The 26,369-nt window shown below is 50.8% G+C and carries 28 protein-coding genes and 4 pseudogenes; 15 read left to right on the top strand and 17 right to left on the bottom strand.

Translation table 11 applies throughout. From position 1 onward, the window contains the following. Nucleotides 1-194: 194 nt before the first annotated feature. Nucleotides 195-446, bottom strand: coding sequence for a hypothetical protein (locus AC0T7J_RS12395; RefSeq protein WP_010670662.1), 252 nt, complete (start codon nucleotides 444-446; stop codon nucleotides 195-197). Nucleotides 447-644: 198 nt separating this feature from the next. Next, entirely contained in the window at nucleotides 645-1,031 is a 387-nt protein-coding gene (locus AC0T7J_RS12390; RefSeq protein WP_473794525.1) for a hypothetical protein, read from the bottom strand. An 834-nt stretch (nucleotides 1,032-1,865) separates the two neighbouring features. Here AC0T7J_RS12390 and AC0T7J_RS12385 point away from each other — a divergent pair. Next, the gene (locus tag AC0T7J_RS12385) at nucleotides 1,866-2,603 is read left to right on the top strand and encodes a metallophosphoesterase (RefSeq protein WP_473794523.1); all 738 of its coding nucleotides are present in this window, start codon (nucleotides 1,866-1,868) and stop codon (nucleotides 2,601-2,603) included. A 121-nt stretch (nucleotides 2,604-2,724) separates the two neighbouring features. Here AC0T7J_RS12385 and AC0T7J_RS12380 read toward each other — a convergent pair whose 3' ends face one another. Beyond that, nucleotides 2,725-3,327 carry a tyrosine-type recombinase/integrase gene (locus AC0T7J_RS12380; RefSeq protein ID WP_473794521.1) on the bottom strand — a complete coding sequence of 201 codons (603 nt, stop codon included), beginning with the start codon at nucleotides 3,325-3,327 and terminating at the stop codon, nucleotides 2,725-2,727. 152 nt (nucleotides 3,328-3,479) lie between these two features. Between AC0T7J_RS12380 and AC0T7J_RS12375 the strand changes: the two genes are divergently transcribed. After that, nucleotides 3,480-3,920: a GNAT family N-acetyltransferase gene (locus AC0T7J_RS12375; RefSeq protein ID WP_473794519.1), complete on the top strand. Its 441-nt coding sequence runs from the start codon at nucleotides 3,480-3,482 to the stop codon at nucleotides 3,918-3,920. Nucleotides 3,921-4,017: 97 nt separating this feature from the next. Here AC0T7J_RS12375 and AC0T7J_RS12370 read toward each other — a convergent pair whose 3' ends face one another. Continuing rightward, a complete protein-coding gene (locus tag AC0T7J_RS12370) occupies nucleotides 4,018-4,566 on the bottom strand; it encodes a GNAT family N-acetyltransferase (protein ID WP_143990876.1) in 549 nt (182 codons plus the stop codon). Between the two features lie 160 nt (nucleotides 4,567-4,726). Between AC0T7J_RS12370 and AC0T7J_RS12365 the strand changes: the two are divergent. The 3 genes and pseudogenes from AC0T7J_RS12365 to hemH all read left to right on the top strand — a co-directional run. Then, nucleotides 4,727-4,861: pseudogene (locus tag AC0T7J_RS12365) on the top strand (molecular chaperone DnaJ); the annotation flags it as partial. Nucleotides 4,862-5,062: 201 nt separating this feature from the next. Further along, nucleotides 5,063-5,353 carry a Bor family protein gene (locus tag AC0T7J_RS12360; RefSeq protein WP_010259114.1) on the top strand — a complete coding sequence of 97 codons (291 nt, stop codon included), beginning with the start codon at nucleotides 5,063-5,065 and terminating at the stop codon, nucleotides 5,351-5,353. Nucleotides 5,354-5,983: 630 nt separating this feature from the next. Then, nucleotides 5,984-6,955 (top strand): ferrochelatase, encoded by a 972-nt coding sequence (gene hemH / locus AC0T7J_RS12355; protein WP_473794516.1) that lies wholly within the window; start codon nucleotides 5,984-5,986, stop codon nucleotides 6,953-6,955. A 257-nt stretch (nucleotides 6,956-7,212) separates the two neighbouring features. Here the strand turns inward: hemH and AC0T7J_RS12350 are convergent, their stop codons facing one another. Continuing rightward, on the bottom strand, nucleotides 7,213-7,737 hold the full coding sequence (locus tag AC0T7J_RS12350; RefSeq protein WP_010670676.1) for a VOC family protein: 525 nt from the start codon (nucleotides 7,735-7,737) through the stop codon (nucleotides 7,213-7,215). A gap of 43 nt (nucleotides 7,738-7,780) precedes the next feature. Continuing rightward, a complete protein-coding gene (locus AC0T7J_RS12345) occupies nucleotides 7,781-8,347 on the bottom strand; it encodes an NADPH-dependent FMN reductase (RefSeq protein WP_473794514.1) in 567 nt (188 codons plus the stop codon). A 127-nt stretch (nucleotides 8,348-8,474) separates the two neighbouring features. Between AC0T7J_RS12345 and AC0T7J_RS12340 the strand changes: the two genes are divergently transcribed. Next, nucleotides 8,475-9,404, top strand: a complete 930-nt coding sequence (locus AC0T7J_RS12340; protein WP_473794607.1) for a LysR family transcriptional regulator — start codon at nucleotides 8,475-8,477, stop codon at nucleotides 9,402-9,404. Between the two features lie 186 nt (nucleotides 9,405-9,590). Continuing rightward, nucleotides 9,591-9,830, top strand: a pseudogene (locus tag AC0T7J_RS12335) (MFS transporter); the annotation flags it as partial. Between the two features lie 117 nt (nucleotides 9,831-9,947). On the opposite strand, the gene AC0T7J_RS12330 reads toward AC0T7J_RS12335, so the two are convergent. The 5 genes from AC0T7J_RS12330 to AC0T7J_RS12310 all read right to left on the bottom strand — a co-directional run bounded on the left by AC0T7J_RS12330 (nucleotide 9,948) and on the right by AC0T7J_RS12310 (nucleotide 14,682). Continuing rightward, a complete protein-coding gene (locus AC0T7J_RS12330) occupies nucleotides 9,948-10,424 on the bottom strand; it encodes a glutathione peroxidase (protein WP_473794512.1) in 477 nt (158 codons plus the stop codon). 159 nt (nucleotides 10,425-10,583) lie between these two features. Next, nucleotides 10,584-11,606, bottom strand: coding sequence for an NADP-dependent oxidoreductase (locus tag AC0T7J_RS12325; protein ID WP_473794510.1), 1,023 nt, complete (start codon nucleotides 11,604-11,606; stop codon nucleotides 10,584-10,586). Between the two features lie 193 nt (nucleotides 11,607-11,799). After that, nucleotides 11,800-12,618, bottom strand: coding sequence for an oxidoreductase (locus tag AC0T7J_RS12320; protein WP_473794508.1), 819 nt, complete (start codon nucleotides 12,616-12,618; stop codon nucleotides 11,800-11,802). A gap of 117 nt (nucleotides 12,619-12,735) precedes the next feature. Further along, on the bottom strand, nucleotides 12,736-13,518 hold the full coding sequence (locus tag AC0T7J_RS12315) for an SDR family NAD(P)-dependent oxidoreductase (RefSeq protein ID WP_473794506.1): 783 nt from the start codon (nucleotides 13,516-13,518) through the stop codon (nucleotides 12,736-12,738). Nucleotides 13,519-13,593: 75 nt separating this feature from the next. Beyond that, nucleotides 13,594-14,682 carry an alkene reductase gene (locus AC0T7J_RS12310; RefSeq protein ID WP_473794504.1) on the bottom strand — a complete coding sequence of 363 codons (1,089 nt, stop codon included), beginning with the start codon at nucleotides 14,680-14,682 and terminating at the stop codon, nucleotides 13,594-13,596. 127 nt (nucleotides 14,683-14,809) lie between these two features. Here AC0T7J_RS12310 and AC0T7J_RS12305 point away from each other — a divergent pair, with 127 nt between their 5' ends. Further along, a complete protein-coding gene (locus AC0T7J_RS12305) occupies nucleotides 14,810-15,367 on the top strand; it encodes a TetR/AcrR family transcriptional regulator (protein WP_473794502.1) in 558 nt (185 codons plus the stop codon). 187 nt (nucleotides 15,368-15,554) lie between these two features. Here AC0T7J_RS12305 and AC0T7J_RS12300 read toward each other — a convergent pair whose 3' ends face one another. The 4 genes from AC0T7J_RS12300 to AC0T7J_RS12285 form a co-directional block, all read right to left on the bottom strand. After that, nucleotides 15,555-16,355, bottom strand: coding sequence for an SDR family oxidoreductase (locus AC0T7J_RS12300; protein WP_473794501.1), 801 nt, complete (start codon nucleotides 16,353-16,355; stop codon nucleotides 15,555-15,557). 512 nt (nucleotides 16,356-16,867) lie between these two features. Then, nucleotides 16,868-17,623 (bottom strand): ABC transporter ATP-binding protein, encoded by a 756-nt coding sequence (locus AC0T7J_RS12295; protein WP_473794499.1) that lies wholly within the window; start codon nucleotides 17,621-17,623, stop codon nucleotides 16,868-16,870. Next, complete coding sequence (locus AC0T7J_RS12290) at nucleotides 17,620-18,654, bottom strand: FecCD family ABC transporter permease (RefSeq protein ID WP_473794497.1); 1,035 nt, start codon at nucleotides 18,652-18,654, stop codon at nucleotides 17,620-17,622. The genes AC0T7J_RS12295 and AC0T7J_RS12290 overlap by 4 nt, the downstream gene beginning before the upstream one ends. Further along, the gene (locus AC0T7J_RS12285; RefSeq protein WP_473794606.1) at nucleotides 18,651-19,673 is read right to left on the bottom strand and encodes an ABC transporter substrate-binding protein; all 1,023 of its coding nucleotides are present in this window, start codon (nucleotides 19,671-19,673) and stop codon (nucleotides 18,651-18,653) included. The genes AC0T7J_RS12290 and AC0T7J_RS12285 overlap by 4 nt, the downstream gene beginning before the upstream one ends. Nucleotides 19,674-19,835: 162 nt before the next feature. Here AC0T7J_RS12285 and AC0T7J_RS12280 point away from each other — a divergent pair, with 162 nt between their 5' ends. Together AC0T7J_RS12280 and AC0T7J_RS12275 are read left to right on the top strand one after the other, a co-directional pair. Further along, on the top strand, nucleotides 19,836-21,182 hold the full coding sequence (locus AC0T7J_RS12280; RefSeq protein WP_473794495.1) for a CobW family GTP-binding protein: 1,347 nt from the start codon (nucleotides 19,836-19,838) through the stop codon (nucleotides 21,180-21,182). After that, nucleotides 21,170-22,186, top strand: a complete 1,017-nt coding sequence (locus AC0T7J_RS12275) for a WD40 repeat domain-containing protein (RefSeq protein ID WP_473794493.1) — start codon at nucleotides 21,170-21,172, stop codon at nucleotides 22,184-22,186. The genes AC0T7J_RS12280 and AC0T7J_RS12275 overlap by 13 nt, the downstream gene beginning before the upstream one ends. A gap of 223 nt (nucleotides 22,187-22,409) precedes the next feature. On the opposite strand, the gene AC0T7J_RS12270 is transcribed toward AC0T7J_RS12275, so the two are convergent. Further along, nucleotides 22,410-22,592, bottom strand: a complete 183-nt coding sequence (locus AC0T7J_RS12270) for a DUF1289 domain-containing protein (protein ID WP_473794491.1) — start codon at nucleotides 22,590-22,592, stop codon at nucleotides 22,410-22,412. A 116-nt stretch (nucleotides 22,593-22,708) separates the two neighbouring features. On the opposite strand from AC0T7J_RS12270, the gene AC0T7J_RS12265 reads away from it, so the two are divergent. The 5 genes and pseudogenes from AC0T7J_RS12265 (at nucleotide 22,709) to AC0T7J_RS12245 (ending at nucleotide 25,943) form a co-directional block, all read left to right on the top strand. Beyond that, the gene (locus AC0T7J_RS12265) at nucleotides 22,709-22,984 is read left to right on the top strand and encodes a metal/formaldehyde-sensitive transcriptional repressor (protein WP_473794489.1); all 276 of its coding nucleotides are present in this window, start codon (nucleotides 22,709-22,711) and stop codon (nucleotides 22,982-22,984) included. A gap of 35 nt (nucleotides 22,985-23,019) precedes the next feature. After that, a complete protein-coding gene (locus tag AC0T7J_RS12260) occupies nucleotides 23,020-23,370 on the top strand; it encodes a DUF3147 family protein (protein ID WP_473794487.1) in 351 nt (116 codons plus the stop codon). A gap of 403 nt (nucleotides 23,371-23,773) precedes the next feature. Then, nucleotides 23,774-24,247, top strand: coding sequence for a DUF2243 domain-containing protein (locus AC0T7J_RS12255; RefSeq protein WP_473794485.1), 474 nt, complete (start codon nucleotides 23,774-23,776; stop codon nucleotides 24,245-24,247). 15 nt (nucleotides 24,248-24,262) lie between these two features. Then, complete coding sequence (locus AC0T7J_RS12250; RefSeq protein WP_473794483.1) at nucleotides 24,263-25,048, top strand: cytochrome c oxidase assembly protein; 786 nt, start codon at nucleotides 24,263-24,265, stop codon at nucleotides 25,046-25,048. A 433-nt stretch (nucleotides 25,049-25,481) separates the two neighbouring features. Next, nucleotides 25,482-25,943 (top strand): annotated as a pseudogene (locus AC0T7J_RS12245) (GNAT family N-acetyltransferase). Nucleotides 25,944-26,144: 201 nt separating this feature from the next. On the opposite strand, the pseudogene AC0T7J_RS12240 reads toward AC0T7J_RS12245, so the two are convergent. Next, nucleotides 26,145-26,252 (bottom strand): annotated as a pseudogene (locus AC0T7J_RS12240) (Lrp/AsnC family transcriptional regulator); the annotation flags it as partial. Between the last annotated feature and the right edge of the window lie 117 nt (nucleotides 26,253-26,369).

Genomic DNA, 26,369 nt, shown 5'->3' with positions numbered 1-26,369 from the left:
AACGCCTGATTAACCCGCCTTATATTCTGAAACCGTGTGCCACGGCAGAAAGATTTTCTGTTTCAGGCACAAAAAGAAGTCTGTTGCTGATGACCAACATCTATGTGCGAGACAGGTTACTGAATTCACTCAAACGTCTGTGATGAACTGGCCTGAGTGAGTTCGCGCAACTCCGCGTATGGCAATTTTTTGCGTCAGTTTATTATTTCTGTTGGTTTTTCACTTTCGGGAGACCAGTAACCCCCACTGCCATGATAGGTTTCAGCTCCCAGCACGAACGAGGTTCCGCAATGATTACATGCAAAATGGTAATCAACGATATCGCCCCAAATCATCTGTTCAGCACATTCAGAAAAGGTGTACTGATTCCAGTTATTGATGGTTGAAACTTCGGAAATGATCTCTTCTTTAACTGCGTTATGTGCAATACGTATTGCCAGGCTCAACTGACGAGGTTCCCGTATAACGTATTTAACACATAGATCCTGACAGAACTCACAACTCACTCTGTAAAAACCCCCTTTTATCTGAATGTTCAGGTGTAGAGCTATCGCAGGACACTGTTTTGCACTTTATATCCCTCCTGAAGGGACAGTCGCTTTCACTTCAAAAAGTTTAAATGTGTTCTTTAGTACTCATTGTACTCATTGTGAGGCAGAACGTCGGTCCATGATTTCTTTCACGTAATGCTCAATAACAATGTGATGTTCATGGCTTATCTGAGAAATGAATGTTTGCAGGAAATCGGGTGTGGAGTGAAGGGTGTTCGTGACCAGTTTATTGAAGTTTTTCTGGGTAAGGCGGTCATACCCTTTTAGCGTCGAACGCTGGAGCAAGGTATGCGCAGTAATTTCGAGCACGGCACGTCTGTAATCATCGGAAAGCAGAATATCCAGATCGTGCCGGCTGATCTCAAAGGCAAATTCATAGCTGATAAAACCAGAATCGACAGGCAATGAGTAGGTCAGTTTACCTTCCTCCTGTGTCACATGAGGTTCGTATCCGTCACCCATGAGGCGAACTGATTGCATATTCATCTCCTGCTCTTTCAGCCCTGAGTTGTTACTTCTACAGATTAAAACCACCGATATCGACATTATTCCGCTTCTGACGACGAGCGCAAATACTCACAATATCAGATCGTTCGATAGCGGAAGTTCCCGGTTGTTCACCTGTTCGTTAACGGCAAAACTGACAAAGTGGTATGCCTGTTACGGAGAGTCATGTCAACCGTGAGCAGTGAGCTAAAGTTTTCCAGGTGACTTTATGAGCCGGTCGCCTCTCCCCGCTATTTTCGAGACAAAAAATAGCAGAGAGGAGGTCGTCGCTTACACGTCCTGGAAAAAAGCATCAGGCGATGCTTCTGAAAGGGTCTTTAGCGACCAGCCCACACCGCTGGTGTTCTTGTCTGCCACGGATAGGCGCATTCAGGCTGACCCGCCAGTGCCAGCAATAAATTCTGCTGATTAAATCCTGCACAGAACTGCAGGCCAATTGGCAGACTATGGGAAGAAAGGAAGCCCAGAGGAACAGAAATCGCGGGGGTTCCGCACACGTTAGGCAGCGCAGTAAACGGTGACGGATTGAAAACGTGATGTTAGCGCATCGACTGGCTGCTCTGAGCGAAGAGCGGACGTTGCGCATCCCTGCTAACATTGGCTATGAGCAGTCGGAATTGAACTTAGCGATTCATTGTGAATTTCCTACCGTCTTTGCTGCCAGCCTGATTCACCGTAACAATTGGATTACTGATCTTAATTAATCTATCCATTGTTGCCATAGTGGTGAAAAACATGAAATTTGAAACCGGATTCATGGCCATGAATAACAGACTTGTTCCCACCCAGTAATCATATGAGGTCTTTATGCTGATAGCGCAAGTTTCAGACATTCACGCCTCACCCGAAAATAACCATCTATTTAGGTTCGACCAGGTACTAAATTGGCTTACGCATCTGCAGCCGGACGTACTGGTAATTACAGGCGATCTAACGGATGGGCATTGCCAGGAAGGTTATAAACACATAGCTCACCGCCTTAATCAGCAAAATTACCCTTCGTTGATCCTGCCGGGTAACTCAGACGACCGAGGTCTGATGCGTTCTGTTTGGGATGAGAACAGATGGGCGCACGATGCCCAAAGAGAAGCCCTGCACATAATTCATAACACTGGTGACATTCGCCTGATTGGTCTGGATTCGACGATTGATTATAAAGATTACGGCAGTGTGACTGACCATCTGGAATGGTTGGATAATCAACTTAGCGATGCATGCAGCCCTCCGTCATTGCTGTTTCTACACCATCACGTATTTGCGTCTGGTATACCAACGCTAGACGAAACGATGTGCAGAGGTCTGCCTGAGATGGAAGATTTGATTAGACGCGCCCCGGCCAGATTACTCGCCATTTCTTCAGGCCATGTCCACAGACCAATAGCGGGCACGTATGCGGGCATACCTGCATACATTTGTGGCTCCGTTTGCCCCGCTAATCCTGTCTGGTTTGGAACAGTAAACTCTCCTCCTCCGAATGACCCGCCAGCGTTGATGATTCACCGCTACGTCAGTAACGCCCTTACCAGTCATCACGTTTGCGTTTAACTGGCATTCAGAAAAACATAGACCTCATTGAAAACGACCTGATCCCCAGTGACCAACGCATAATGTTGTGGGGGAGCAACTTCCGCTTCTGGCACAGGGCTGCTGTTGCAGCCCTCACAAATTAAACTTCAATAGACCCAGATATCTCCAGGGCATCATCCACTTCAATACCGAGATAACGGACTGTACTTTCGAGTTTTTTTTGACCTAACAGTAGCTGGATCACTCGAAGATTCTTCGTTTTTTTATAGATCAGATATGGCTTGGTTCTTCGCATAGAATGTGTACTGTACAGAGTCTCGTCGAGACCTAGCTTATCAATCCATCCATGAAAAATACGGTTATATTGCCTGGTTGAGATATGTCGTGAAGAACCGACGCGGGACTGGAACAGATAGTCGCTACTACGTAGATGAGCCATATTAATCCACGCGGCTACAGCCTCTCTGGTTCCCTTAGTCAGTTCAAACTGAACAGGGCTTCCCGTTTTTTGCTGCAGCACTGTCGCTCTGCCCGAAACAGAGTGCCCATAGGCCACATCAGAAACTTTTAGCTTAACCAGATCACAGCCCCGAAGTTTACTGTCCAGAGCCATGTTAAACAGAGCTAAATCGCGTACTTTTCCTTCCAGCTCAAGACGGATACGAATTCCCCAGATATGAGAGATCTGAAGAGGCCGTTTCTGGCCGATAATGCGGCTTTTGTTCCAGGGGGATGTTGTCATGCTCAATCTCCATTGGGTTAGGAGATGTGATTATGGTCGTCCAATATGAGCGAGCAGCGGACATGATATGCAGCAGCGATTTCGCTCAAAGTTCAATCATTCTGTAAAGGATATGATTAAAATTTATTTTTGTCATAAATGGAATAAGACTAATGAATATACATATAAGACCAGCTCAATTGTCTGACGTTGAAGGTATGTTCGCTGTCAGAACATCAGTCGCCGAAAATCATTTGAGCCGTGAAGAGATGCGGGAGATGGGCATCACCGAAACTACCGTGAGCAATATGATCAAAGAGGGTCGTTGCACATGGGTTGCAACAGATGATGATGAAGTGGTGGGTTTTTCGATGATTTTAAGGGAGAAAGGCTCGCTTTACGGTCTTTTTGTCCTGCCTGCCTATGAAGGCAGAGGCATCGGTCGCAGACTTACAAAGATTGCGGAACAAGAGTTGTTCAAACATCACGAAGTTGCCTGGCTGGAAACAGATAAAAACAGCCGTGCGGCCAAATTCTACATGCAACTCGGCTGGGGTAATAAGACAACATTAGATGACGCTTTTATTCGATTAGAGAAGCATCGTGGTAGTTGACCTTCTACAACTCTTATAGAGCTCCGCTTTTGGCAGGCAGCAGCCAGTGGACCGGCATGTCTGTTATGAGAGCGAAGCGGACGTGGTATTCCTGGTATCATTGAAATTTTCGAGCATTCCACTCATCGCGGGTGATTTCCCAAAGCTCAGAATCCAGAAGGCCGCTGACATACTCCTTCTTAACAGTTTTGATAAGCCGCATTCCGCTAGTGACCGAAATACGTTGAGAGCGGCTGTTAAGGGCTGCTTTAGGTGCGCGTAACACCGGCTTATTCAACACATTGAACCAGTAATCTGTAGCCGCAATACTAGCCTCACGCATATAGCCCTGACCCTGATATTCCGGTGCGAGCCAGAATCCACGATTGTTATCTTCTTCATCGTAAAGACAGATCAAGCCCATGACTTTATCTGGTATCTCACGATTTCTGATAGTCCAGAACCATGCAATTCCTCTCGCCATGTCAGGCAGAGCAACGTTATTGACGTAATTCTCTGCACCATTCTCTGGATAAGGCCAGGGGACCGATGCCACCATATAGCGGACTATTTCCCAGCGGGGATAAAGCGTCTGGATCTGCTTAGCATCTTCGGCGACTAATGGTTTCAAAAGCAACCGATCTGTTGTAAGTGTGGGGGTTGGCATGGGCAATTATCCTTGGTGGTTGATGAATTCCCGATCAGATTTTGTTTACCTTACAAAAAATATGCACATACCGTTATCTGTTGCATCATGCAAAGATGGTATTACGGCTTCAGCGTCCGCTACTGGCACAAAACGTACTGACGGCAGCCCTGGGTCCGCTATGAGCGAGAAGCATAAGTCGCTGCTGCGTGAACTGGAATAGCGCTTTGGTGGTGCGGCGGGCGAGAAGAACAGTCCGCATTCAAAAAGCTTTCTCGATGGCGTCAAAAAGTTCTTCTACGATTTGACTCACTAAGCGGAAACGCTGCGGTAAACACAAAAAGCCCCTGCTGTGCAGGGGCTTTTTTTATTGCTGTACTATTCAGCAAAACGTATCCGTTAAGCGTACTTAAAAATCTTTCTCAAGTTTCCGCTTTCGTTGTCGATAACCTGATTGCTGGCTGAGTGATGATTTCACTCAGCATTTATTTTTTCATTTCAGGCGATAAGGACATTTATGAACAAGCTTTGTGTTGCGGCGTTGTTGGCTCTGAGTTTAACCGGCTGTGCGCAGCAGACTTTCGTAATGAAACAGAATCAAGTTGGCGCGGCGACGAAAACCACCAGCCAGCCGTTCTTTGTTTCAGGTATCGGTCAGCGTAAGAGCATTGATGCGGCGCAGGTGTGCGGCGGCCAGGAAAAAGTTAACCGGGTTGAAGTGCAGCAGACGTTTGTTAATGGCTTACTGAGCGTGGTGACGTTTGGTATCTACACGCCACGTGAAGCGCGCGTTTATTGCGCCATCTGATAATGCCTCAGGCCGGTTCGCCGGCCTAATCCTCCGCCGGTTATTAAATCGCATTAGTATATTGTAACTATTAAATTCTGCTGTCGCACCGCTGCGCGGCTCGCCTGCTGACGACATTACCCGAAACGAGTTCAGGCAACCTCGTCCAGCCTGGTAAAAGCAGTGGTAAGTTGTTGAGGCGTGTCAGTCCGCTTTGAGCGAGTAACGGACATTGCTAAAAGCGTTCTGTAAGAATTAACAGGGAGCAGGTCAGTCGCCTTCATCACTTATACGCATAAAAAGATCAAGCCTAAGGCATGCATCTGCGCGGGCATCCAGATGCGGTTTCTCTCACTTCCTCCAACTAACTCCTCCACACCCCGGCTTCAATGATGACGTCGCGTAGCCCCGCACCGATCAAATCTGACGATAGAGAAAGTAATGTTTTCATTGATGATATGTCCTAAAATCATGATCGTTGAGTAAAAGCGATGGCTGCAATCAGATTCATAGCATCATAAGCCGTGAAACAGTAAATCTGCATTTGAATTATTTCTACAAAATGAGCTCAAATTGAGGCCTTTAAGACAAACTGCTACGGAGTGACTGGCATGAGTGAGTTAGTGATAATGGCCTTGAGGGTCCCACCTAATGACGAATAAACAGGGTGTTTTGATTGTTAACCTGGGAACACCAAAAGAACCAACGCCTGTTGCGGTAAAGAAATTTTTATCTAAATTTCTGCATGACTACAGAGTGGTCAACTTACCGAGAATCATTTGGTGCCCCATTCTACATGGCGTGATTATCCCATTACGTGCAAGGCGAGTGGCGAAATTATATTCTTCGATTTGGATGGAGGAAGGTTCCCCTCTCATGGTTTACAGCGTCAGGCAAGCCCGTGCGCTTGAAGAAGTGACAGGTATGCCCGTCGAGCTGGGGATGAGTTATGGCGAGCCGGGTATAGGCGGTGCAATTGACAGGCTACTGGAAAAAGGCGTCGATAAAATTATCGTCATTCCTTTGTATCCCCAGTTTTCATCTTCGACCGTTTCTTCTGTCTGGGATAGCGTGAGCCGTCACCTGCAGATAATGAAGAACCGGTATACACCCTCCATAAATTTCATCAATGACTATGCCGATCACCCTGCCTACATTGAAGCGTTAAGAGCATCCGTTCAGGCATCTTTCGAAGCTAACGGCATTCCAGATGCATTGTTGATTTCATATCATGGTATACCGGTCAGGTTTGTCAAAGAGGGGGACCGATACCAGGAAAGATGTGAGTTAACGACAAAATTACTCATTGAAGCAATCAATATGCCGTCATTGAAAATATTGATGACGTTCCAGTCAAGATTCGGCAGAGAGCCATGGTTAACGCCTTTTACTGATGAGACAATTAAAAATCTACCGAATGAAGGAATAAAAAGCCTGCATGTAATCAGCCCGGGGTTCGCATCAGACTGTTTAGAAACGCTTGAGGAGCTTGATGAGCAGAACAGGGAGATTTTTATGCATGCGGGTGGAACATCGTTTACTTACATACCGGCGCTTAATGATAAACCGATTCATATCGAGATGCTGCGACAACTTGTGAACCTTAATCGGTTTCAGGAATGATTTTCACTCTCTTGTGAGCAGGATGTTGCAGGTGTCAACATTCATAGTGAAACCAGAAGTGGGCCCTCCCGGACATGTATGTGATACGTGCCGGGGCGGCGTTACAGGGGCCGCCTGGAAAACCAGCCACTCCAGCTGCAAGCAGTTGTCTTGTACGTGGGTATGAGTCGAAGATTATTCGTGGGCATGTCAGCTTTGAACGAGAAGCGGACGTTCAGTATTGACGGGTACGCCTGCGCTGGCGCACCCGGTTACACTCAGGGCTTCCAGCGGCGCAGAGAGGTATGGTCTTCATACGGCAGCTTTGAAGGTAAAGAAATCAGTTCAATGACGCTGCCCCACGGCGTGCGGCCATAGCAGAAAAAGTTATTCTCTCCCACCTCAGTTGGAAACATCAGGGGCTGAGGAGAAGTAAACATTTTCCCGCCAGCCTGCTCAAACAGGCTGATAGCCTCGTTGATGTCATCAACGTAAACAGCAAAATGCTGCAGGCCATAATCGCTGGGTCGCACGGGCTGACTTTGCTCTGGCCCCTTCATTTCAAAAAGTTCCAATCCCGGGCCGTGCTTCAGCTTCATCATTCTGACCGTGGTAATTTTCGTTCCCGGAAACAGGTTAAGAATATTTTCCGTTTCTTCGCCTTTTACGTCGTCGTCTGAAGGCGAGACGGAGTCATAAATAACTTCTGCACCAAAGGCGTCAGAAAAGAAGCGGGTAGCCTCATCAATATCAGAAACGGTAATGCCGACGTGGTCCATACCGCGAATAACGTTGGTAGACATAGTTTTCTCCCTGTGGTTGATCAGATGTGAGTAATGTTATTAATCAGCCCTGGCGGGCCGCCATTGTCGCGAGCGCACTAAGCTGAGCCGAAATATGGTCACGGGTATCCGCATCCGTTATGCGGCCGGATTCCGGATCAAGCCGGGATGAGGCCTGTCCAATCATGACCTCTGGCTTGTTAAGCACTCTGCCGTCGAGAAAGACCAGAATCTGGCGCAGGTGATACTGCGCCCTTGCGCCACCTATGGCACCGGGTGACGCAGTGATTATGGCGACGGGCTTACCGGCGACAGGGGTATCCGGAAGACGTGAAAGCCAGTCCAGCGCATTTTTCAGGGCGCCCGGCACAGAATAGTTATATTCAGGTGTGACAATAATCAGGCCGTCTGCTGCCGCTATCGCTTGTCCCATTTCCAGAACCGATTCAGGAAACCCCTGAGCCTGCAGGTCAGCGTTGTAATGCGGTATTTCCCCGACAGAACTTAGCTCGCTGACATCCACGCCTGCCGGCGCCAGCAGGCTAAGATTGCGAGCTACGACGGCGTTAAAAGAATCCGCGCGAAGACTGCCCAGCAGTGAGACAAATTTCAAAGGTCTTGTCTGTGACATGACTGCTCCCCGTGTTTTTAATATGGATACGCCGGCAGGTGCCGGCACTTTGTTTTCGAACGGACTTAAGCCTGGTATAGAATTACACATCGATAAACACGCTATGAGTCGCCAGAGAGTCAACTTTATGTCTACCGGGTTTACAGCGGAATCCTTGCGAGGAATCACGACTTTTGTCACAACGGCCAGGTCCAGCAGCTTTACTGAAGCTGCGGAGCAATTGGGCATTACAAAATCTGCCGTCGGAAAAAGCGTGGCGCGGCTTGAGGAGAGGCTGGGAACGCGGCTGTTTCACCGCTCAACCCGTAAGCTAAGCCTGACCAGTGACGGAGAGGCCTATCTCACCAGTTGCCTCTCTGCGCTGGAAATTCTGGACTCGGCTGAAAATACGCTCAGCCGGCGGCAGGACAATCCTGCCGGAACGGTGCGTATAGACATGCCAGCATCATTCGGACGCAATCTGATGATGCCGGTGTTGCTTGAAGTGATGAATCGTTATCCAGCCCTGCGTCTGGTGTTGACCTTTAACGACCGTTTGATTGATCCGGTTGAGGAGGGCGTTGACCTGGTACTGCGCCTGGGCGAACTGCAAAGCACCGATGAACTGATTGCGCGTCGTCTGAGCCGGCAGCGTCTCATGCTCTGCGCATCTCCCGCGTATGTTGAGCGGCATGGTCAGCCCTTTGATGTCGATGCGCTAAAAAAACACTGCTGCATTATGGGTTACCGGCGGGGGGCACCGCTTGCCTGGCGGCTGCGGCCAGCCGGGGAGCGGGAATTAAAGTTTATCTCGGCCTCGGCACACCAGATAAGCGACGGAGACGCCATGCTTCAGGCCTGCCTGGCAGGAGCAGGTATTGCCCAGTTTCCGGAATTGATGGTGAACAGCCATATTGATGAGGGCAGGCTTGTTGCTGTTATGCCCGATCATATGCCCGTACCCGTTGAGCTGAACGTTGTCTGGCCCCGGACAAGGCATCTGATCCCCAAGGTCAGGCTTATTGTCGATGAACTGCTAAGTCGGGCCGAAAAAGGATACTTTGGCGCCCTTAAGTAGAATTTTTATCACCACTCAGTCGATTTCAGGGTTATTTCTCAACTTTCAGCAAGCTTATATCCTGTCTGCCCTGCTGCCATCGCCGTGTCATGTGCCGGTTCTTCAAACGTAAGCCGGCACGTATTACGCGCAGCTCAGACAAAAAATAGGTTAACTGACAGGATATTTGCTATGCCACTTGTACTCAGGGCGCGGGCGGCAGGGGCTCCGACGCTGGCTGCAGCCGTTAACATAGGTCTCTTTAATCTCGGTAATGCCCTCGGTGCATGGCTGGGAGGGGCAGTTATAGCGGCCGGTTTTGGTCTTCAGTCACCTGACCGGGCAGGCGCGATACTCTCATTTATAGCACTGATTCTGGCGGTTATATCCGGACTGACTGACAAAACCGGGAATAACGCGACTATGCGTTCTGCGACTCACAGTTAACGCCCGTTTCTGGCACTGAACAGACGTCGATGAGTTACCGGTGCTGCCTGATGGAGCAGATAGAAACAGTTTAGGGGTAATCCCGTCATTGACAGTGAGAGGGCAAAAATACCTCGCTCAAAGAGCAGCAAGAATGGTGGATTCCATTTTTTCCGGGGTGGTGGTCGGGGCAAATCGTTTGATCGGTTTGCCGTCGCGCCCGATCAGGAACTTAGTGAAGTTCCACTTAATACGACCACCCAGCACGCCGGGTAATTCATCTTTCAGGTAACGAAATATCGGGTGCGTTGAGGTGCCATTGACCTCAACTTTCCCGAACATCGGAAAACTCACACCAAAGTTAATGTGGCATGTCTGCGCGATTTCTTCGGCACCGCCGGGTTCCTGCTTTCCGAACTGGTTGCAGGGAAAACCCAGCACTACCAGCCCCTGAGCCGCGTATTTTTTATAGAGCGATTCAAGACCTGCGTATTGTGGCGTGAATCCACAATGGCTGGCGGTATTTACCACCAGAACCACCTTGTCAGTGTAGTCGGCCATCGGAATAAGCTGGCCATTCAGGCTGGTGGCAGTAAGTTGATAAAAGGGAGACATGTCGCAATCCTCAGAGCAAAACCGTATGACGTTAACATTAACACAGAGTGCATAACGACAGCGGGGTCTGGGAAGCAGATGCTTAGTCAGCAGGCCAGCATTCTGACTTCAGGCGCTACCGCCAGGGTTAATAATTATTTTCCACGTCAGATCTGGTTGTTATTCCTGATGAATTTTAACCACGACTTTACCCTTTGCATGTCCCTGTTCAAGGTAAGCCAGGGCATCTTTTGTGTCTGCAAATGGGAACACCCTGTCGATCACCGGTTTGATGTGTTCTGCTTCTATAAGTTTGCCGATTTGGGTGAGTTGATCGCCATCAGGACGAACAAAGAGAAATGAATAATCCAGACCGCGCTTTTTCGAAAGTCGCATAATTTTGCGACTCATCAGGGCAAATATCATCCGCAGCAAGATATTCAGCTGCCTGGCTCGCGCGAAATTAACGTCTAATGGACCGACCAGAGAAACAATCTTTCCGCCAGGTTTAAGAATCTGCATGGATTTTTCAATCGCCTCTCCCCGCACCGTGCCGAGTACGAGATCGTAACCACTCAGCACCTTTTCAAATTGCTGCTTTTTATAGTCAATTACGTCATCTGCGCCAAGCCGACTCACCCACTCTATGTTATGTGAACTGGCCGTCGTCGCGACCTTTGCGCCAAGATGTTTCGCCAGCTGGATCGCAATAGTGCCAATGCCTCCCGAACCTGCCGGAATAAATACGCTCTGTCCAGGCCGCAGCTGTGCTCTCTCTGTAAACGCCTGCCAGGCGGTGAGGCTAACCATCGGCAGCGAAGCAGCCTCAATGAAATCCAGATTTTCAGGTTTGATAGCCGCGAGATGTTCAGGAACGCGTGCAAAATCGGCGAGTGAACCTGTTCCCGTGTCGAAAATGCTGGCGAAGACCTCATCGCCCGGCTTGAAACGAGTCACCCGACTTCCTGTTGCAATAACCACGCCTGACAAATCACTGCCTAACGTTGCCGGAAGTTTAAAATGCAGAATCGGTTTGAATATTCCGCCGGGGATCATGTTATCAATGGGATTCAGACCAACGGCATAGACTTTTACCAGGATTTCATCGGCACCGGGGGAAGGGTAATCTACATTTTCAAATCCCAGCTCAGGTGATTTCCCGTAGCGTTTAAACGTAAAGGCTCGCATCGTCCTGGTTTTCATTTGGTGTTTATCCTCTGATGTTTAGTACCGGCTTTCAGGTGCCTCTGTTGCTGAGCAAAAAGCGGCTCCCGGGAGCAACGTAATAAATAATGGAATAAGGATTTGCCGGTTAATATGCTTATGCCTTCATTCAACGAAACCGGACACGGCTGAAATAACAGATACCGGCGGCCTGTGGCGAAAATGTGATTTTTTAATTTCTGGCATCCAGCTGAAGGCTGTTCCGCACGACCTTATCCAGGAGTTTTGCCGGGGCAAATCGGAGGATGAAATGCAATTTTGCGGCGAGCGTTCCTGCCGTGTAGCGTACCTGTGGCCGTAAAGTCTGAGCCGCTTTAACCACTACTTCCGCTACAACCTCCGGACTTTCCGCTTCAGCCATTGCCTTACTGACCACCTTCGTTAACTTAGCGCGGATACGGTCGTACTCTTCAAGTTTTGCATCCGGTTCAATATTGTGAGCTTCGAACTGCGTTTTTATGTATGCCGGTTCGATGACAGAAACCCTGATGCCCAGCGTGCGCAGTTCATGGTCAAGTGCGCCTGTATACCCTTCGACTGCATGTTTGCTGGCCGCATAGAGGGCCACATACGGCAACGGCACGATCCCCAGAATGGAACCGATATTGATGATGCGCCCGCTGCCCTGACGTCGCATGTGAGGCAGCACGGCGCGCGTCAGCCTGACAATCCCCAGAAAATTTGTATCGAAGATCTGCTTCGCCTGTTCAACTGAACTCTCTTCCGCCGCTGCTGGCGCTACCCCAAAACCGGCGTTGTTCACCAGGAGATCGATTCGGCCCTCCAGCCGAATCAACTCCTCAATGGCACTCTTCACCGACGTGTCATCCGTGACATCCAGCGCCAGTAGTGGAAAGGCGTATTGACCTGGTTGTGGGCCACGCCGGCTGGTGCCATATACCCTGTAACCCGCGGCTAAAAGTTTATTGGCAGAGGCTTCGCCGATACCTGAAGAGGCGCCGGTCACCAGTGCTACACGTTGTTGACTCATTCCGGATACGCTCGTGTGATTGGGTTCATTTTCCCTTCAGAGAAGAGAGACGAATGATTCATGGTCGATTTACCGCTCAGCGGAACCCCGTAAAAGATTCTGCTGAGCCGGGCTTAGCTAAAGGGTTTTGTATCGCTCTGCGGCTTCTTCCTGTCTGATGTCCGAGAGCAGACCCTGACGGGAGGCATCAAGAACATCCCAGCATTCAGCATTGTGTAATGGCGGAATCGTCACGCGCTCGCGGCGGTCAAAACCCGCCAGCGCGGCGTCAACCAGTTCACCCACATCCATCATTTTTGAAGCGTTACTGATGTCGATACCGGCACGATCCCAGATTTCGGTGTATGTACCTGCAGGGAGCACCGCCTGGATATAGACGCCCTTTGACGACAGCTCAACGTTCATTCCCTGAGAGAGGAAAAGAACAAAGGCTTTTGTTGCGCCGTAAATCGTCATTGCAAATTCCGGGGCGAGACCGACTACGGAACCGATATTGACGATCGAACCTTCTCCGGCTTCTGCGAACCGGCCTGCTGCAGCACTGGCCAGTCTCGTCAGGGCAGTGACGTTAAGGGCAATAAGGCGTTCGATGGAGTCAGGCGTCTGCCCGGTAAACGAGCCCGACTGAGCGATACCTGCGTTATTGATCAGAATGCCTATCCGCGTGTCTTCCCGGAGGCGTGCTTCAACAGCCGCTAAATCACTCGCCAGTGTGAGATCGGCAGGCAGCACATCGACGGAAATATGACATTCCTGCCGCAGCCGTTCTGCCAGCGCCTCTAATTTCAATTTGTCGCGAGCAACCAGAACAAGGTCATGTCCACGACGCGCAAAGCGCTCAGCGTAAACAGCACCAATACCCGTTGATGCGCCTGTAATGAGGACTGATGTACGAGTCATAATTTTATCTTCTTCATTTGTTTGATAAAAATCGCCGTTAGCGATGCAGGGTTAACCGTGATACCTGAAGAGTGATTAACTGTTACCGCTAAGCGATGGATAGTCGGTGTAGCCCTCCGCACCACCGCCATACAGTGTCTCAGGATTGAGCGGGGCCAGAGGCGCTCCCGACTTAAGTCTTTCGACGAGATCAGGGTTAGAAATGAAGGGGCGACCGAACGCGAATAAATCGGCTTTGTCCTGTGCAAGATGGTCAGACGCCAGCGCCAGGTCATAGCCATTGTTACCGATGTAGGTGTTTTTAAAGCGGCGACGCAGCGAAGCGTAATCAAACGGCGAGGCATCACGGGGACCTCCCGTCGCACCTTCAACGACATGCAGATAAACGATACCTGAAGCATCAAGTTGCTCTGCCAGGTAGTCATATTGTGGCTGCGGATCGCTGCACGAAATTGCATTAGCAGGTGAGACCGGTGAGATGCGAACGCCCGTCCGCGCGGCGCCGATCTCATCTTTCACCGCCTCCACGACCTCTAATAACAACCGCGCACGATTCTCAACTGAACCGCCATATTCATCGGTACGCTGATTGGCACCATCTTTCAGGAACTGTTCAAGCAGATAGCCATTTGCACCGTGTATCTCAACGCCATCAAAACCTGCGGTCATCGCATTGGCTGATGCCTTTCTGAAATCGGCAACAATGCCTTTTATTTCCTTCAGCTCAAGCGCTCTGGGTTCTGAAACATCAACAAAATGGTTATTCACGAAGGTTTTGGTTTCAGCACGGATAGCTGACGGGGCACCGGGTGCGGCACCCTCTGGCTGTAAATCGACATGTGAAATTCGACCTGTGTGCCATAACTGCACAAATATCCGTCCGCCTCTGGCATGAACCGCGTTTGTGACGTTACGCCAGCCCTCAATCTGGGCCTGCGTGTAGATCCCCGGCGTATCCTGATAGCCCTGAGCCTCTGCTGAAATCTGCGTAGCTTCGGTAATCAGTAACCCTGCTGTGGCACGCTGAGCGTAGTAAGTCGCTGCCAGTTCACCTGGCACCAGACCTGCGCCTGCCCGGTTACGTGTCAGCGGGGCCATCACGATGCGATTCGCAAGCGTGACAGATCCCAGTTCATAGGGCTGAAATAAGGATTGATTCGTCATGGTTATTCCTTTGCGGATGAGCGGGTCAGTAAACTGATTTAATGATGATGATCGTAATCATTAAAGTCAACCGGTTTGATTATGATCATCATCAATGTATACTTAAGCTCAGTTTCAGGAGGAAAAGATGAAAGTGTCAAAAGAGCAGGTTCGCGAAAACAGGAACCGAATCGTTGAAACGGCGTCAGAACTTTTTCGTGAGCGGGGTTACGATGGGGTAGGCGTCGCTGAACTGATGTCAGCCGCAGGGTTAACGCATGGCGGGTTCTACAAGCACTTTGGGTCGAAAGCCGATTTGTTAGCCGAAGCGATGAACTGCGGCTTCGCGCAATCTGCGGAAAAAACTGAAGGGGCGAGTCGGGAAAAGTTCGTTGAATATTACCTTTCCCGGCAGCATCGCGATGATATGGCAAAAGGGTGTGTCATGTCGGCCCTGGGCACCGATGCAGCGCGCCAGTCTGAATCCATCCGCGAGACCTTTGCGGCCGGAATTGAACGACAGCTTGCCGTTTTAGAAACGGAACAGGTCACGCGTGCGGATCTGATCAATACGCTCGCGCATCTTGTGGGTGCCCTGATGCTTTCGCGTGCCTGCCCGGATAGTTCCGGGCTTGCTGATGAAATTCTGGAGGTCTGCAGTACGCGTCTGCTCAGCCCGGATGCCTGTAAAGCCGGATGCCTGTAAAGATTGAATGGATGCCTTTTCCGTTCAACCTTAACCAGGCCGTTGCGGCCTGGACTGAACTTTCCAGCCCGCTGGCGTTTTATTATGAACGGCGGGAACAGGTAATCCGGACTTCCCGTTCCGGATAGATTTCCTGCTAACGGGTTATCAATCAGTCGGTCACCCACCAGGGACAGTGACGCATCACTCAGCCGTTGTCGCGAAATCCGGGATAAAGGCTCATTCCACCATCGATAAAAAGTGTGGTGCCATGAACGTAATCAGAGAGATCACTGGCAAGCCAGACGACGGCATTCGCCACATCTTCAGCCACACCGATACGCCCATAAGGAATGAGCTTTAACAGCGCTTTGCCCGCTTCACCCTGGGTGCTTTCCTCGTTGATAGCGGTAGCGATAGCGCCGGGTGCCACGCCATTGACACGAATACGTTCTTCACCCACTTCCTGAGCCAGACTTTTCATCAGCATGTCTACGCCGCCTTTTGATGCGGCGTAGTTGACGTGTCCGGCCCAGGGAATGAGCTGATGAACCGAGCTCATATGAATAATCTTACCGACAGCTTTGCTGATTTCCGGGCGATGCGCCTGGCGCTTGAACTGCCGCAACGCAGCGCGCGCGCAGAGGAACTGGCCAGTCAGGTTCACGTCCATAACGGTATTCCAGTCCTCAAGCGTCATCTCAATAGATGGGGCATCTTTCTGGAGTCCTGAGTTCGCCACCAGGATATCCAGCCTGCCAAATTCCTTGATCGTCTGGTCAAAAAGATTCTCTACATCCGCCTCTTTCGACACGTCTCCTTTGACAGCAATTGCACGGCCTCCATCGGCGCGGATTTTCTCAGCCAGCTCCCCGGCCGGCTCCGCCTGGCTATGGTAGTTAATCACCACACAGGCACCTTCTTTAGCGAGTGCTTCTGCGCAGGCATAGCCGAGACCCGAGCTGGCACCGGTAACCAGCGCAACCTGATTTTTGAGAGAAAAGATCATGAGGCATCCTTATTTCTGTAAATGATGAGTGTCTTCAACCCGGCCGGCATCATCAGGGGAGTGAATATCGAAATATCGCTGACACTATGAAGCCCAGCGCCCTACGCTGATTAATCGGCTAGCCGGATCGCGCACATGGGCCTGAGTCACTGAATTATAGATGTGAAGTACAGGGTTAGCCGCTAATGCGGCCGGTATTGGAATTGGCCGTAGGTGAAGGGTGTGGATCTCGTCAGTGACTATGAAAAATCCGGACTTATGGCAATCCTGTATTCACTAAATCCATGCGCCAGAATCATGACATCATCATTCGGGCAGGTCTGTCTGGAGGAGGCGCCTGATACCGGGCTTTTCAACGTTGAAGCGGCTGACAGCGCGCAAGGATGACTGCGCGCGTTGGGTGATGAGAACACACCCGAAACCGAAGAGTATGGTAGCAGTCAGTTGCTTCCTGCGCTGTATCTTCCTTACGTGAACGACAGCTTTTCAACCCGTGCAAACACATGCTGCCGTCAGGCATACAAAATGTTGATTGTTCCTTTTTCCGAGCGATTTATCAGGGCGTCGACCCGCCACGTTGACTGGATGAGTCCTGCCGTCAATATCATGGGCGGCGTACCGGCGGCCACAAGACGGCCCTCCTTAAGAATGACCAGTTGTTGACAGTAATTGGCTGCGAGATTGAGGTCATGCAGGGCAACGATAACCGTTACTGGCAGAGCGGTTATCAGACGCATCAGCTCCAGTTGATATTGAATATCAAGATGGTTAGTTGGCTCATCAAGCAGGAGTACGTCAGGTTTTTGCGCCAGAGCGCGGGCAATCTGACAACGCTGCCGTTCGCCACCGGAAAGGCGGTGCCATGCTCTGTCTGCCAGCGGCTCCAGCTGCATCAGCGCCATTGCTTCCTGTACAGCATCCTGGTCCACCCGGCTCCAGCAGCTGAATGCGCCGCGATGAGGCGTGCGCCCCAGACGGACAATCTCCACAACACTAAGCTCCGCATCGGCACTCGCATGCTGTGGCACAAAAGCAACCCTGCGCGCCAGACGTTGCCGTGAAGTATTCTGTAGCGTTAAACCATTCAGTTCAACATGCGGCCGGGCAGAAGAAATCAGGCCGGCGAGCGCCCTGATTAAGGTCGATTTTCCCGAGCCATTTGGCCCCAGCAGGCCCAGCGTTTCACCGGGCCCCGCTTCAAAACAGATATCGTTCAGAATGTTATGATCCTGCAGTTTCACGCTCAGCCTGTCCACGATCATTTTCACAATGATTTTCCCCGGTTGCGGTAAAGAATAAAGGCAAAGGCAGGAGCACCAACCAGCGCGGTCACCACGCCAATCGGCAACACCTGATACGTTATTGCCGTTCTTGATACCAGATCGGCCATTATCATAAAGTGGCATCCGACCAGGAAAGTCACCGGCACAGAAACCAGATGCTTTGCGCCGGTGAACATACGCGTGACATGCGGAATGACCAACCCGACAAACCCCACCGCGCCAATTGAGCTGACAATGATGGCGGTTATCAGCGCTGTGGTAAGCAACAGAACAATGCGAACGGTCAGGATGCGCGTGCCCAGCGTGGCGGAAACCTCTTCTCCAAAGGTCAGCGTATCCAGCGAGCGCGCATAGCAGAGAATAACCAGTAAGCCTGACGTTGTTACCGCAAGCGCCAGCATGGCATCTGGCCAGCGCACGCCGCTCAGGCTGCCCAGTAACCAGAACATGACGCTGCGCGACTGTTCCGCATTGGCAGACGTGCTGACGATGTAAGCGGTAAGGGCATTAAACAGCTGTGTACCTGCAATACCGGCCAGGATAATCCGCCCGCTGTTTTCACGCATACCGCCTGAAAGCAATATGATTAGCGCGAAGGCGGTACAGGCGCCAGCAAATGCGCCACTGCCTGTGGTCAGCACGCCCCCGCCTATGCCCAGCAGCATGACGCAGACGGCCCCGGTGGATGCACCAGCCGAGATGCCCAGCAGATAGGGATCGGCGAGTGGATTGCGCAGCAGTGCCTGCAGTACGAGCCCGCTCAGCGCCAGCCCGCCACCGCTGCAGGCCGCCATCAGTGTTCGGCTCATGCGGTACTGCCAGATAATGCCTTCTTCAACGGGCGGTAAAACAAAATGAGTGATGCCAAGGCCGTTGCTGATGGCTTTTGTCGTGACGGCAAAAGAAACCGGCATGTCGCCTGTGGCTGAAGCGAGGATCATCATGCATGGCAGGCTGGCTATGCCGGCCAGGATAAACAGGACGACCCGGCCCGATAAGTCGACGTTGTGCTTCATGATTTTTTCTGTCGTGCCGCAATCTGTCTGCTGATAAGTTCCACCGCCTCCACGTTACGCAGTGAGGGGTTCAGTGACATGGCCGGTACAATAACGATGTTGCCCTGTTTTACTGCCGGCATTTCCCGCGTGACCGGATCATTTTGCAGAAACGTTTTTTTTACCGATACCTCATCAGCCGGGTAAAGCCGTCTTTCCATACTGGCGATAACGATAATGTCAGGCTGCAACTGCGCAATATGTTCCCAGGTGACAGCCGGCCACTCTTCATGTGACTTCACAATGTTTTCCACGCCCAGCGTTTTGCTTATCCAGCCGGGCGCTCCGTCGTTTCCCGCCACCCACGGGTCGCCTTTCAGCCGGCTGCTGGAAAACCAGTAGACAATCCTGAGTGGCTTTTGCGCCGGGTTACCGGCCTGCTGACGGGCGGCAGCAATGCGGTCAGAAAGCGTTTTCTCCAGCTGTTTACCGCGATCACTGACATTGAATATGGCAGATAACGTTCTGATTTCCTGGAAAATATAATCAAGCGTGTAGGGCGTGGTTCGCGCGCCGTCCCCGTTTGAACGGTCAGTGACGGATTTGCCCAGGCAGTCAGCAGGTGAAATCCAGGTTTTAATGCCGAGCTGCTCAAACTGCGTACGGGTTGCCACCTCACCCTGTGGCCCAACGTGCCAGCTGTACTGGGCCAGAACCAGATCAGGATTCTGAGCCGCCACCGCTTCAAAGCTGGGGGCGTTATCCGCAAGTCGCTTCAGCGAGCGCCCTTTTTGCTCAAGATCGGGCGGCAGCTTACTGAACCAGACAGCGGTGCCACGAATATTCTTTTCAAGCCCCAGCGCCAGCAGTAGCTCAGTTTCATGCTGACCTATAGTCACCACGCGCGTCGGGGAAGACGTAAAGGTCTCTTTTAAGCCGCAGTTTTCAATGGTTAACGGATAAGTCGTTGCCTCTGCACTCATTACGGGCCCACTACACAGCATAAACAGCGTTAAAAAAATTTTGTTTTTCACAGCCAGACGCCACCGTATAATCATTATGTTATAACATAACATTTTGTGGCATGATCATTACCCTGTCAATCCCTGACAAGACCGGTATCTGATGCATGGCCAGTATGGCGCTCTCATGTTTATCAGCGTGCCGTACGCGCTCCACCTTTCTGAAAGAGGCCAAACATAATGGAAGATAATCGTGTTCCCGTCACCGTCCTTACCGGCTTTCTGGGCTCAGGGAAAACTACACTTCTGAACCATATTCTTAGTAAACAACATGGCCTGCGTATCGCGGTTATTGAAAACGAATTTGGTGAAATTGGCATTGACGATGCGCTGGTCATTAATGCCGACGAAGAAGTATTTGAAATGAATAATGGCTGTATTTGCTGCACGGTGCGGGGCGATCTGATTCGTATACTCGGCAGTCTGATGCGCCGTCGTGATAAGTTCGATCGGATCTTGATCGAGACAACGGGTATGGCCGATCCCGGCCCCGTATCCCAGACTTTTTTCGTCGATGAAGAAATCAAAGCAGCGCTGAAGCTGGATGGCATTATTACCGTGGTCGATGCACACCACGTGGGACTTCATCTGGACACCAGTGATGAAGTGAGAGAACAGATTGCTTTTGCAGACGTTATTTTGCTCAATAAAACCGATCTTGCCTCAGAGGATGAACTTGCCGTACTTGAGAGCCGGATCCGCAATATGAATGCTCTTGCACGCCTGCACCGCACCGTTAATGCAGAGATCGCTATTCCGACGGTGCTGGATATCGGTGGATTTGACCTGAAGCGTATTTTGCAGGAGCGCCCCCGGTTTCTTGAGCCGGAATCCCCGTTCGAATGGGCAGGCATTTTTCACCTGACCCCCGGGCGGCATACGTTGCATATTACAAACGGTCCTGACCCAAAAATTGGCGCGGTATTCATGCCGGTAAAAGATACATCAGATGATACGTTCTCTGCTTTTATCGCCAGGGCTGAGGCGCTGTTTCATGCCGATCATCTTGTTCATCCGGCACAAAAGAGTATTCAGCCTGCCGCGCAGCTGCTGGCTCTGCCTGTCCCGCAGGCGCAGGAAACCATCCTGTGTATCAATATCGAAACAGAGGGCTGCTATGCCCTGGCAACCGAGCATAGGCCGGAAGAGTTTGCTCTTACGCTGCAGCATAACGGCGTAGTGGCATCACCTGTGCTTGCCCGCACGTTCAGTGCGGCACACAGCCATGACGACGACATTACATCTGTGGGCATTACGCTGGAAGGCACACTTTGCGGAGAGAAACTGAGCCAGTGGCTGCGCATTTTACTGTCCATTCAGGGAGAGGATATTTTCCGGTCCAAGGGCATCCTGAATATTCACGGACAGCAAAGCCGCGTGGTATTTCAGGGGGTGCATATGTTGATGGACTTCAACACCGACCGGGAGTGGCTGCAGGACGAAATCAGGATGAGTGAAATTATCTTTATCGGACGTGGGCTTAACCGTCAGGCGCTGACAGAAGGAGTCAAAGCATGTCTTATCTGACATCTGCCGTCATGACTCTGGAAGAAACCTGGCATGCTTCAGAAGAGGATTATATTAATCAGGTCTGTTTCTCTTCGGATGGCAACCTGATCGCGGTGGCCTGCGCAGATGGCAGTGTTGCCGTTTACGCTCAGAGCAGTGAGCCGTTATGGCGCAATTGCGTTCACGGTCTGGGCACCACAGCACTCGCGTGGGCGCCTGACAGTACAGCGCTGGCAAGCGGAGGCCAGGACGGCATTATTAACATCTGGCAGGCGCAGTCAGGAAACCTTACGCAGCGTTATGCCGGCGGACGTGGCTGGGTGGAAAAACTCGACTGGTCGCCAGAGCGTTTGCTGGCAGCGATCACCGGGAAGCAGCTCAACATCTGGAATGATGCGGGCCACTCTGTCAGTTTTTTCGCTGCGGCTGACAACACGCTGACCGGCCTCCAGTGGCAGACTGACGGCAGCCTGTTAACCAGCGGATACGGTCAGGTGCTGCGATGGCATCCCGACCATGTCGCGCCCGTGAAGGAGTATGTGTGGAAGGGTTCCCTGCTGAGTCTGGCCAGCAGCCCGAACGGCCATGTCATCGCTGCAGGCAGCCAGGAAGGTGCGATACATTTCTGGAGAACCCGCAAAAACAATGAGTTCCAGATGGACGGATATAATAATAAAGTCCGGCTGATTGGATGGAGCCCTGACAGCCGGTTTTTCTTTACCGCAGGCGGTGAGGCATTAATTATATGGGACTGTAAAGGAAAGGGCCCGGAAGGAACGACACCTGATTATCAGGATTTTCACAAGGCACCCATAACGGCTCTGGCTTCTCACCCGCGCCGCTCATACGTGGCAAGTGGTGCAGAGGACGGCAGTCTGTACATCTATGATCCGAAGCGGCGTCTGGTTGTTGCCACCGGCGCAATAACCCATTCCGTCAGCACCCTGGCGTGGCATCCGGGCGGAGAAGCGCTGATGGTCGGCGCATCCGGCGGTCAGCTTACCCATTTCCACGTTGCATAAAGCCGATCAGGTCAACGCAAGATGCGCTTTGATGGCCTGATCCCTGTTTTCAGGACCGGATACCGGGACACGGGAGCGCTTTTTGACGCTTCCTCAGTTAACTCTCTGGCTGCCGCCTGCAGGGCACCGGGCAGGGATCATATCAGCCAGTTTTGATGCCGCCCTAAGCGGCACGCTTTATTGCTGACGCTTCCGGGGCAAAATAATACGCGAGGCTAACGCACTATTTTTCCGTGCTGTTAATGCTTTTCAGCCGCGCTGGCAGGGCCCGCTCGATTTCTTTGCGGTGGTAAGGTGACAACTTTTGCCACTCGCGCGTCTCCTTAAGTGTCCGGCCACAACCAACACACCATCCCTTCGATCCTTCAAAAATACAGATATCAGTACAAGGTGACTTAACGGCCATCCTGCCTCCTTTTGTTAAGAGTCTGGCCCGGTGATAAGGCCCCTGAGTTTAAATATGAAAACACGTGAATAGCATATACTATACCCCAGTATATTAAATAAGAAAGGAACCAGTGAATGTCGCACATTCTGAAAGACCAGCAAAAACTGCTGGCGCGTATAAGACGCATAAAGGGACAGACGGAGTCGCTGGAAAGGTCGCTTGAGTCAGGAACGGAATGCCTGAAGATCTTGCAACAGGTAGCGGCCGTACGGGGTGCGGTAAACGGATTGATGAGCGAGCTTCTGGAAGGGCATATCCGTGCTCATTTGCTGAATGAATCCGCCACTTCAGAACAACGTGAAAATGACATGGAAGAGATCGTGGCGGTTATTCGATCCTATATGAAGTAACGGCTTGCTCTACCGCCACCTTACAGGACAGAAACATGCTCTGGATACTATCGAAATACGCCCTTACTGCAGGCATGGTGGTGCTCATTTCTGAATTGGCGAAACGCAGTGACCGCCTGGGAGGGCTACTGGCAGCGCTTCCGGTAGTGACCATACTGGTATTAATCTGGATGAAAATTGAGGGACAGGCGCAGGAAAAAATTGCCAGCCATGCATGGTACACCTTTTGGTACGTTGTGCCGACGCTGCCGATGTTTGTGATTTTTCCCTGGCTTTATCAGTACACCGGATTCTGGCCAACGCTTATGCTGTGCTGCGGGTTGACCGTGTTATTGTTTGCCGGCTGGGCTCTGCTGCTGCGCGGGTTTGGGATTGATTTAATCTGACCGGCACAGAATGATGTGCCATTTCGTTCTACAATTACGTCGTTTTGTTATCAAAATACTGTCTGATCACGGCAGGCTGAGGGCAATGCTCAATGCTTAACGACCATCTGAATGGCCTTATCACATCCGGACGGTTTCTGTCATTTTACAATCAGAGGAATGTCCGTCCTGGGCGCTTTGCCGCCAGACATTGTGCGAGTGCTTCGTGCTGAAAACAGACATTGCGGTATATTAACTAATCGGGGCCGACCATAAATATGCGGTTTGTCGGGAAACCGGCTAAACGCCTTAACATCGTTCTGTGTCTGAGCCGGTGCGCCGAGGGTTACGGATACCGATCGGGACCCGATGATTTCAGCCAGGCTTCTTAAGTAAAAATTTTATCTTTTCTCAGGAGAGCGCCGTGCCAGCGTCAATTCCCTCCCATCAGCCCGACCTGAAACGTTCATTAACAGCCACGCTTCCGCTTGGCATCGGTATGATGGCGGCGATTGATGAAGTGGTATTTCATCAAATTCTGGCCTGGCATCATTTTTTTGACTGGGGGACGCCAGCGTTCAGCCTGCTTTCGGATGGATTGCTGCACTCAGGAGAGCTGATTTTTTTTGTACTCGGCTTTTTTATGGTTGCCGACTTACGTCACTGCAGAAAGCTTAACCTGACGGCGGCATGGGCAGGCTTCTTTTACGGTCTGGGTGCTTTTCAGCTGTTTGACGGGATTGTTGATCACAAGCTGCTCAGACTGCATCAGATCCGCTACGTTGACAACATCCTTCTCTATGATCTTATCTGGAACGCGTCTGGTCTGCTGTTATTGTTGGCAGGCTTCCTGATACATCGCCGCGCCAGGGCTGCGCGCTGTGAAACGGAAGGTTAATCTGTGGAGCCCGTGATGCACCATTCAGCCGCGCTATTTATTCTTCTTGTCATTCTTCCTGTCGTAACGCTCTTTTTTTACCTGCTCGCCGCCATCCGGATGCGCCGTACGGCACGGTGGAGCCTCTGGCGCATAGCCAGCTTTACAGCTGGCACTACTTTAATAGTGGCATCCATGCTGTCGCCTCTGGTTGACTGGGCCCATCACGATTTACGTGGTCACATGCTGCAGCATCTGTTTCTGGGTATGTTTGGGCCGCTCGGGCTGGTATTTGGTGCGCCCGGCTCACTTTTGTTGCGCAGCGTTTCCGCACAAATAGCGCGCGGCATCATGAATATTCTCCGCACCCGCCCGATGCGATTTTTAATCCATCCGGGCACTGCTGCTGTTCTTGATATTGGCGGGATGTATCTTCTTTATCTCACCCCCTTTTACGCGCTGAGCATGAACAACCCCTATCTGTTTGCGTTCCTTCATCTGCACTTTGTTGTTTCCGGCTACCTGTTTACCTGGTCTGTTGCCGGGCCCGATCCCGCGCCACACCGACCGGCGAGGTCCGTACGGCTTATAGTGATTTTCCTGGCCACGGCCGCTCACGCTATTCTCGGTAAACTGATGTACGGCTACGGTTACCCACATGGAACGTCAGCCAGCCATGAGGAAATTCAGGCAGCCGCGCAGTGGATGTATTATGGCGGCGATATTGCCGAGCTTTGCATTATTATCGGTTTTTTTGCAGCGTGGTTCCGCCAGCGCAGCACGCTGCCCATAATGTTGGCGGATAAAAAACACATCGGGTAATCTAAAAAATGGCAGAAAGGCTCAGAAGTATGGCGCCGTCTGGATGGCTAAATTTTTCTCAGCTCCAGACCAGTACCCTCTACTACAACGCTCATCAATACGGCAGTAGCCATTATGTCACTGGCATAAAATAACGTATCCAGCGGAAAATGAAGAGCTATCACTCTGCGGGTGACATTCCTCTTTTTTGACAGATCACAGGCTTCTCAGTATGCGGCAACTCTGTCCTCCGCTGACCGGAAAACTGGAATAATTTCTGCAGATTTTCTATTCCACTTAAAGGCCAACATGTCAAAGGGCGTAATCGTAACGTACTGCCGACATAACGACCTGTAACTCATACCGACAGCGACTCAATATCGCATTTACAGGAGGTGGCTTTTAGCATCAACACTTTATATCCTGTCGGTAATAATCAACAAAGGGTATGGGCATGATAACTCTGGAAAAAGCCGATCCTCGCTCGGCTGAATCTCAGCTTTTAATAACAAAACTGTCAGCAGAACTCGCAGCGATTACGGGTGACAATGGCAAAAGTAATTTCACGATGGACTCGATGGATGAGGAGCGATCGCTCTGGGTGCTCGCCAGAAACAATAAGGGTGTCGCGGTAGGGTGCGGAGCAATCAGACCGTTAACAGAGAATATAGCCGAACTGAAAAGGATGTTTTCCGATCGTAGTTCCCCGGCTATCGGTAAGGCGTTACTTACTTTCCTCGAAAAATCTGCTTTGAATATGGGGTACGACTAAATCTGGCTTGAAACACGATCTGTTAACCATAATGCTGTGAATTTTTATCAGAAAAAGGGTTACGAGCACATAGAGAATTATGGGCCATACGTAAATCGCGAAGAGGCTGTGTGTTTTGCAAAAATCTTGTCTTTCCGGAGATGATATTTATTCAGGTCAGCCTCATGATGCTGTTGACAAAACATCGCTCAGAATGTGTTTTTCATTTCACGTAACAATGTGCAGATTTGCTCAAAGCGGATAGGCCAGGTCCATCAGGCAACACTTCAACCCGTGCCCGCTGATCGATAAATCGACCTGGGGCAGGATTGAGAATGAGACATTAATTATACCAGCAGGCATCGCCTATTCAGTGATTTTCTTGATAGGATAATTAACGAGTGGTTTGATTTCTTTATGCACAAACAGACTCTGCATTTCTTTAATCTCTGGCAATCTGCGTACCACTGACATTTCTGTCCCGTTTTAAATCAGGGCAGGTTATCTTTAGTTAATAATATTGAAAAAACCTCTCTCTTCGAATGACATTCAGGAAAGGATAGTTTTCTCTGGAACGGCTCACGTCAGCTC

The organism is Pantoea sp. E956-1 (assembly GCF_982223955.1).
This window is presented reverse-complemented; position numbering and strand designations above follow the sequence as displayed.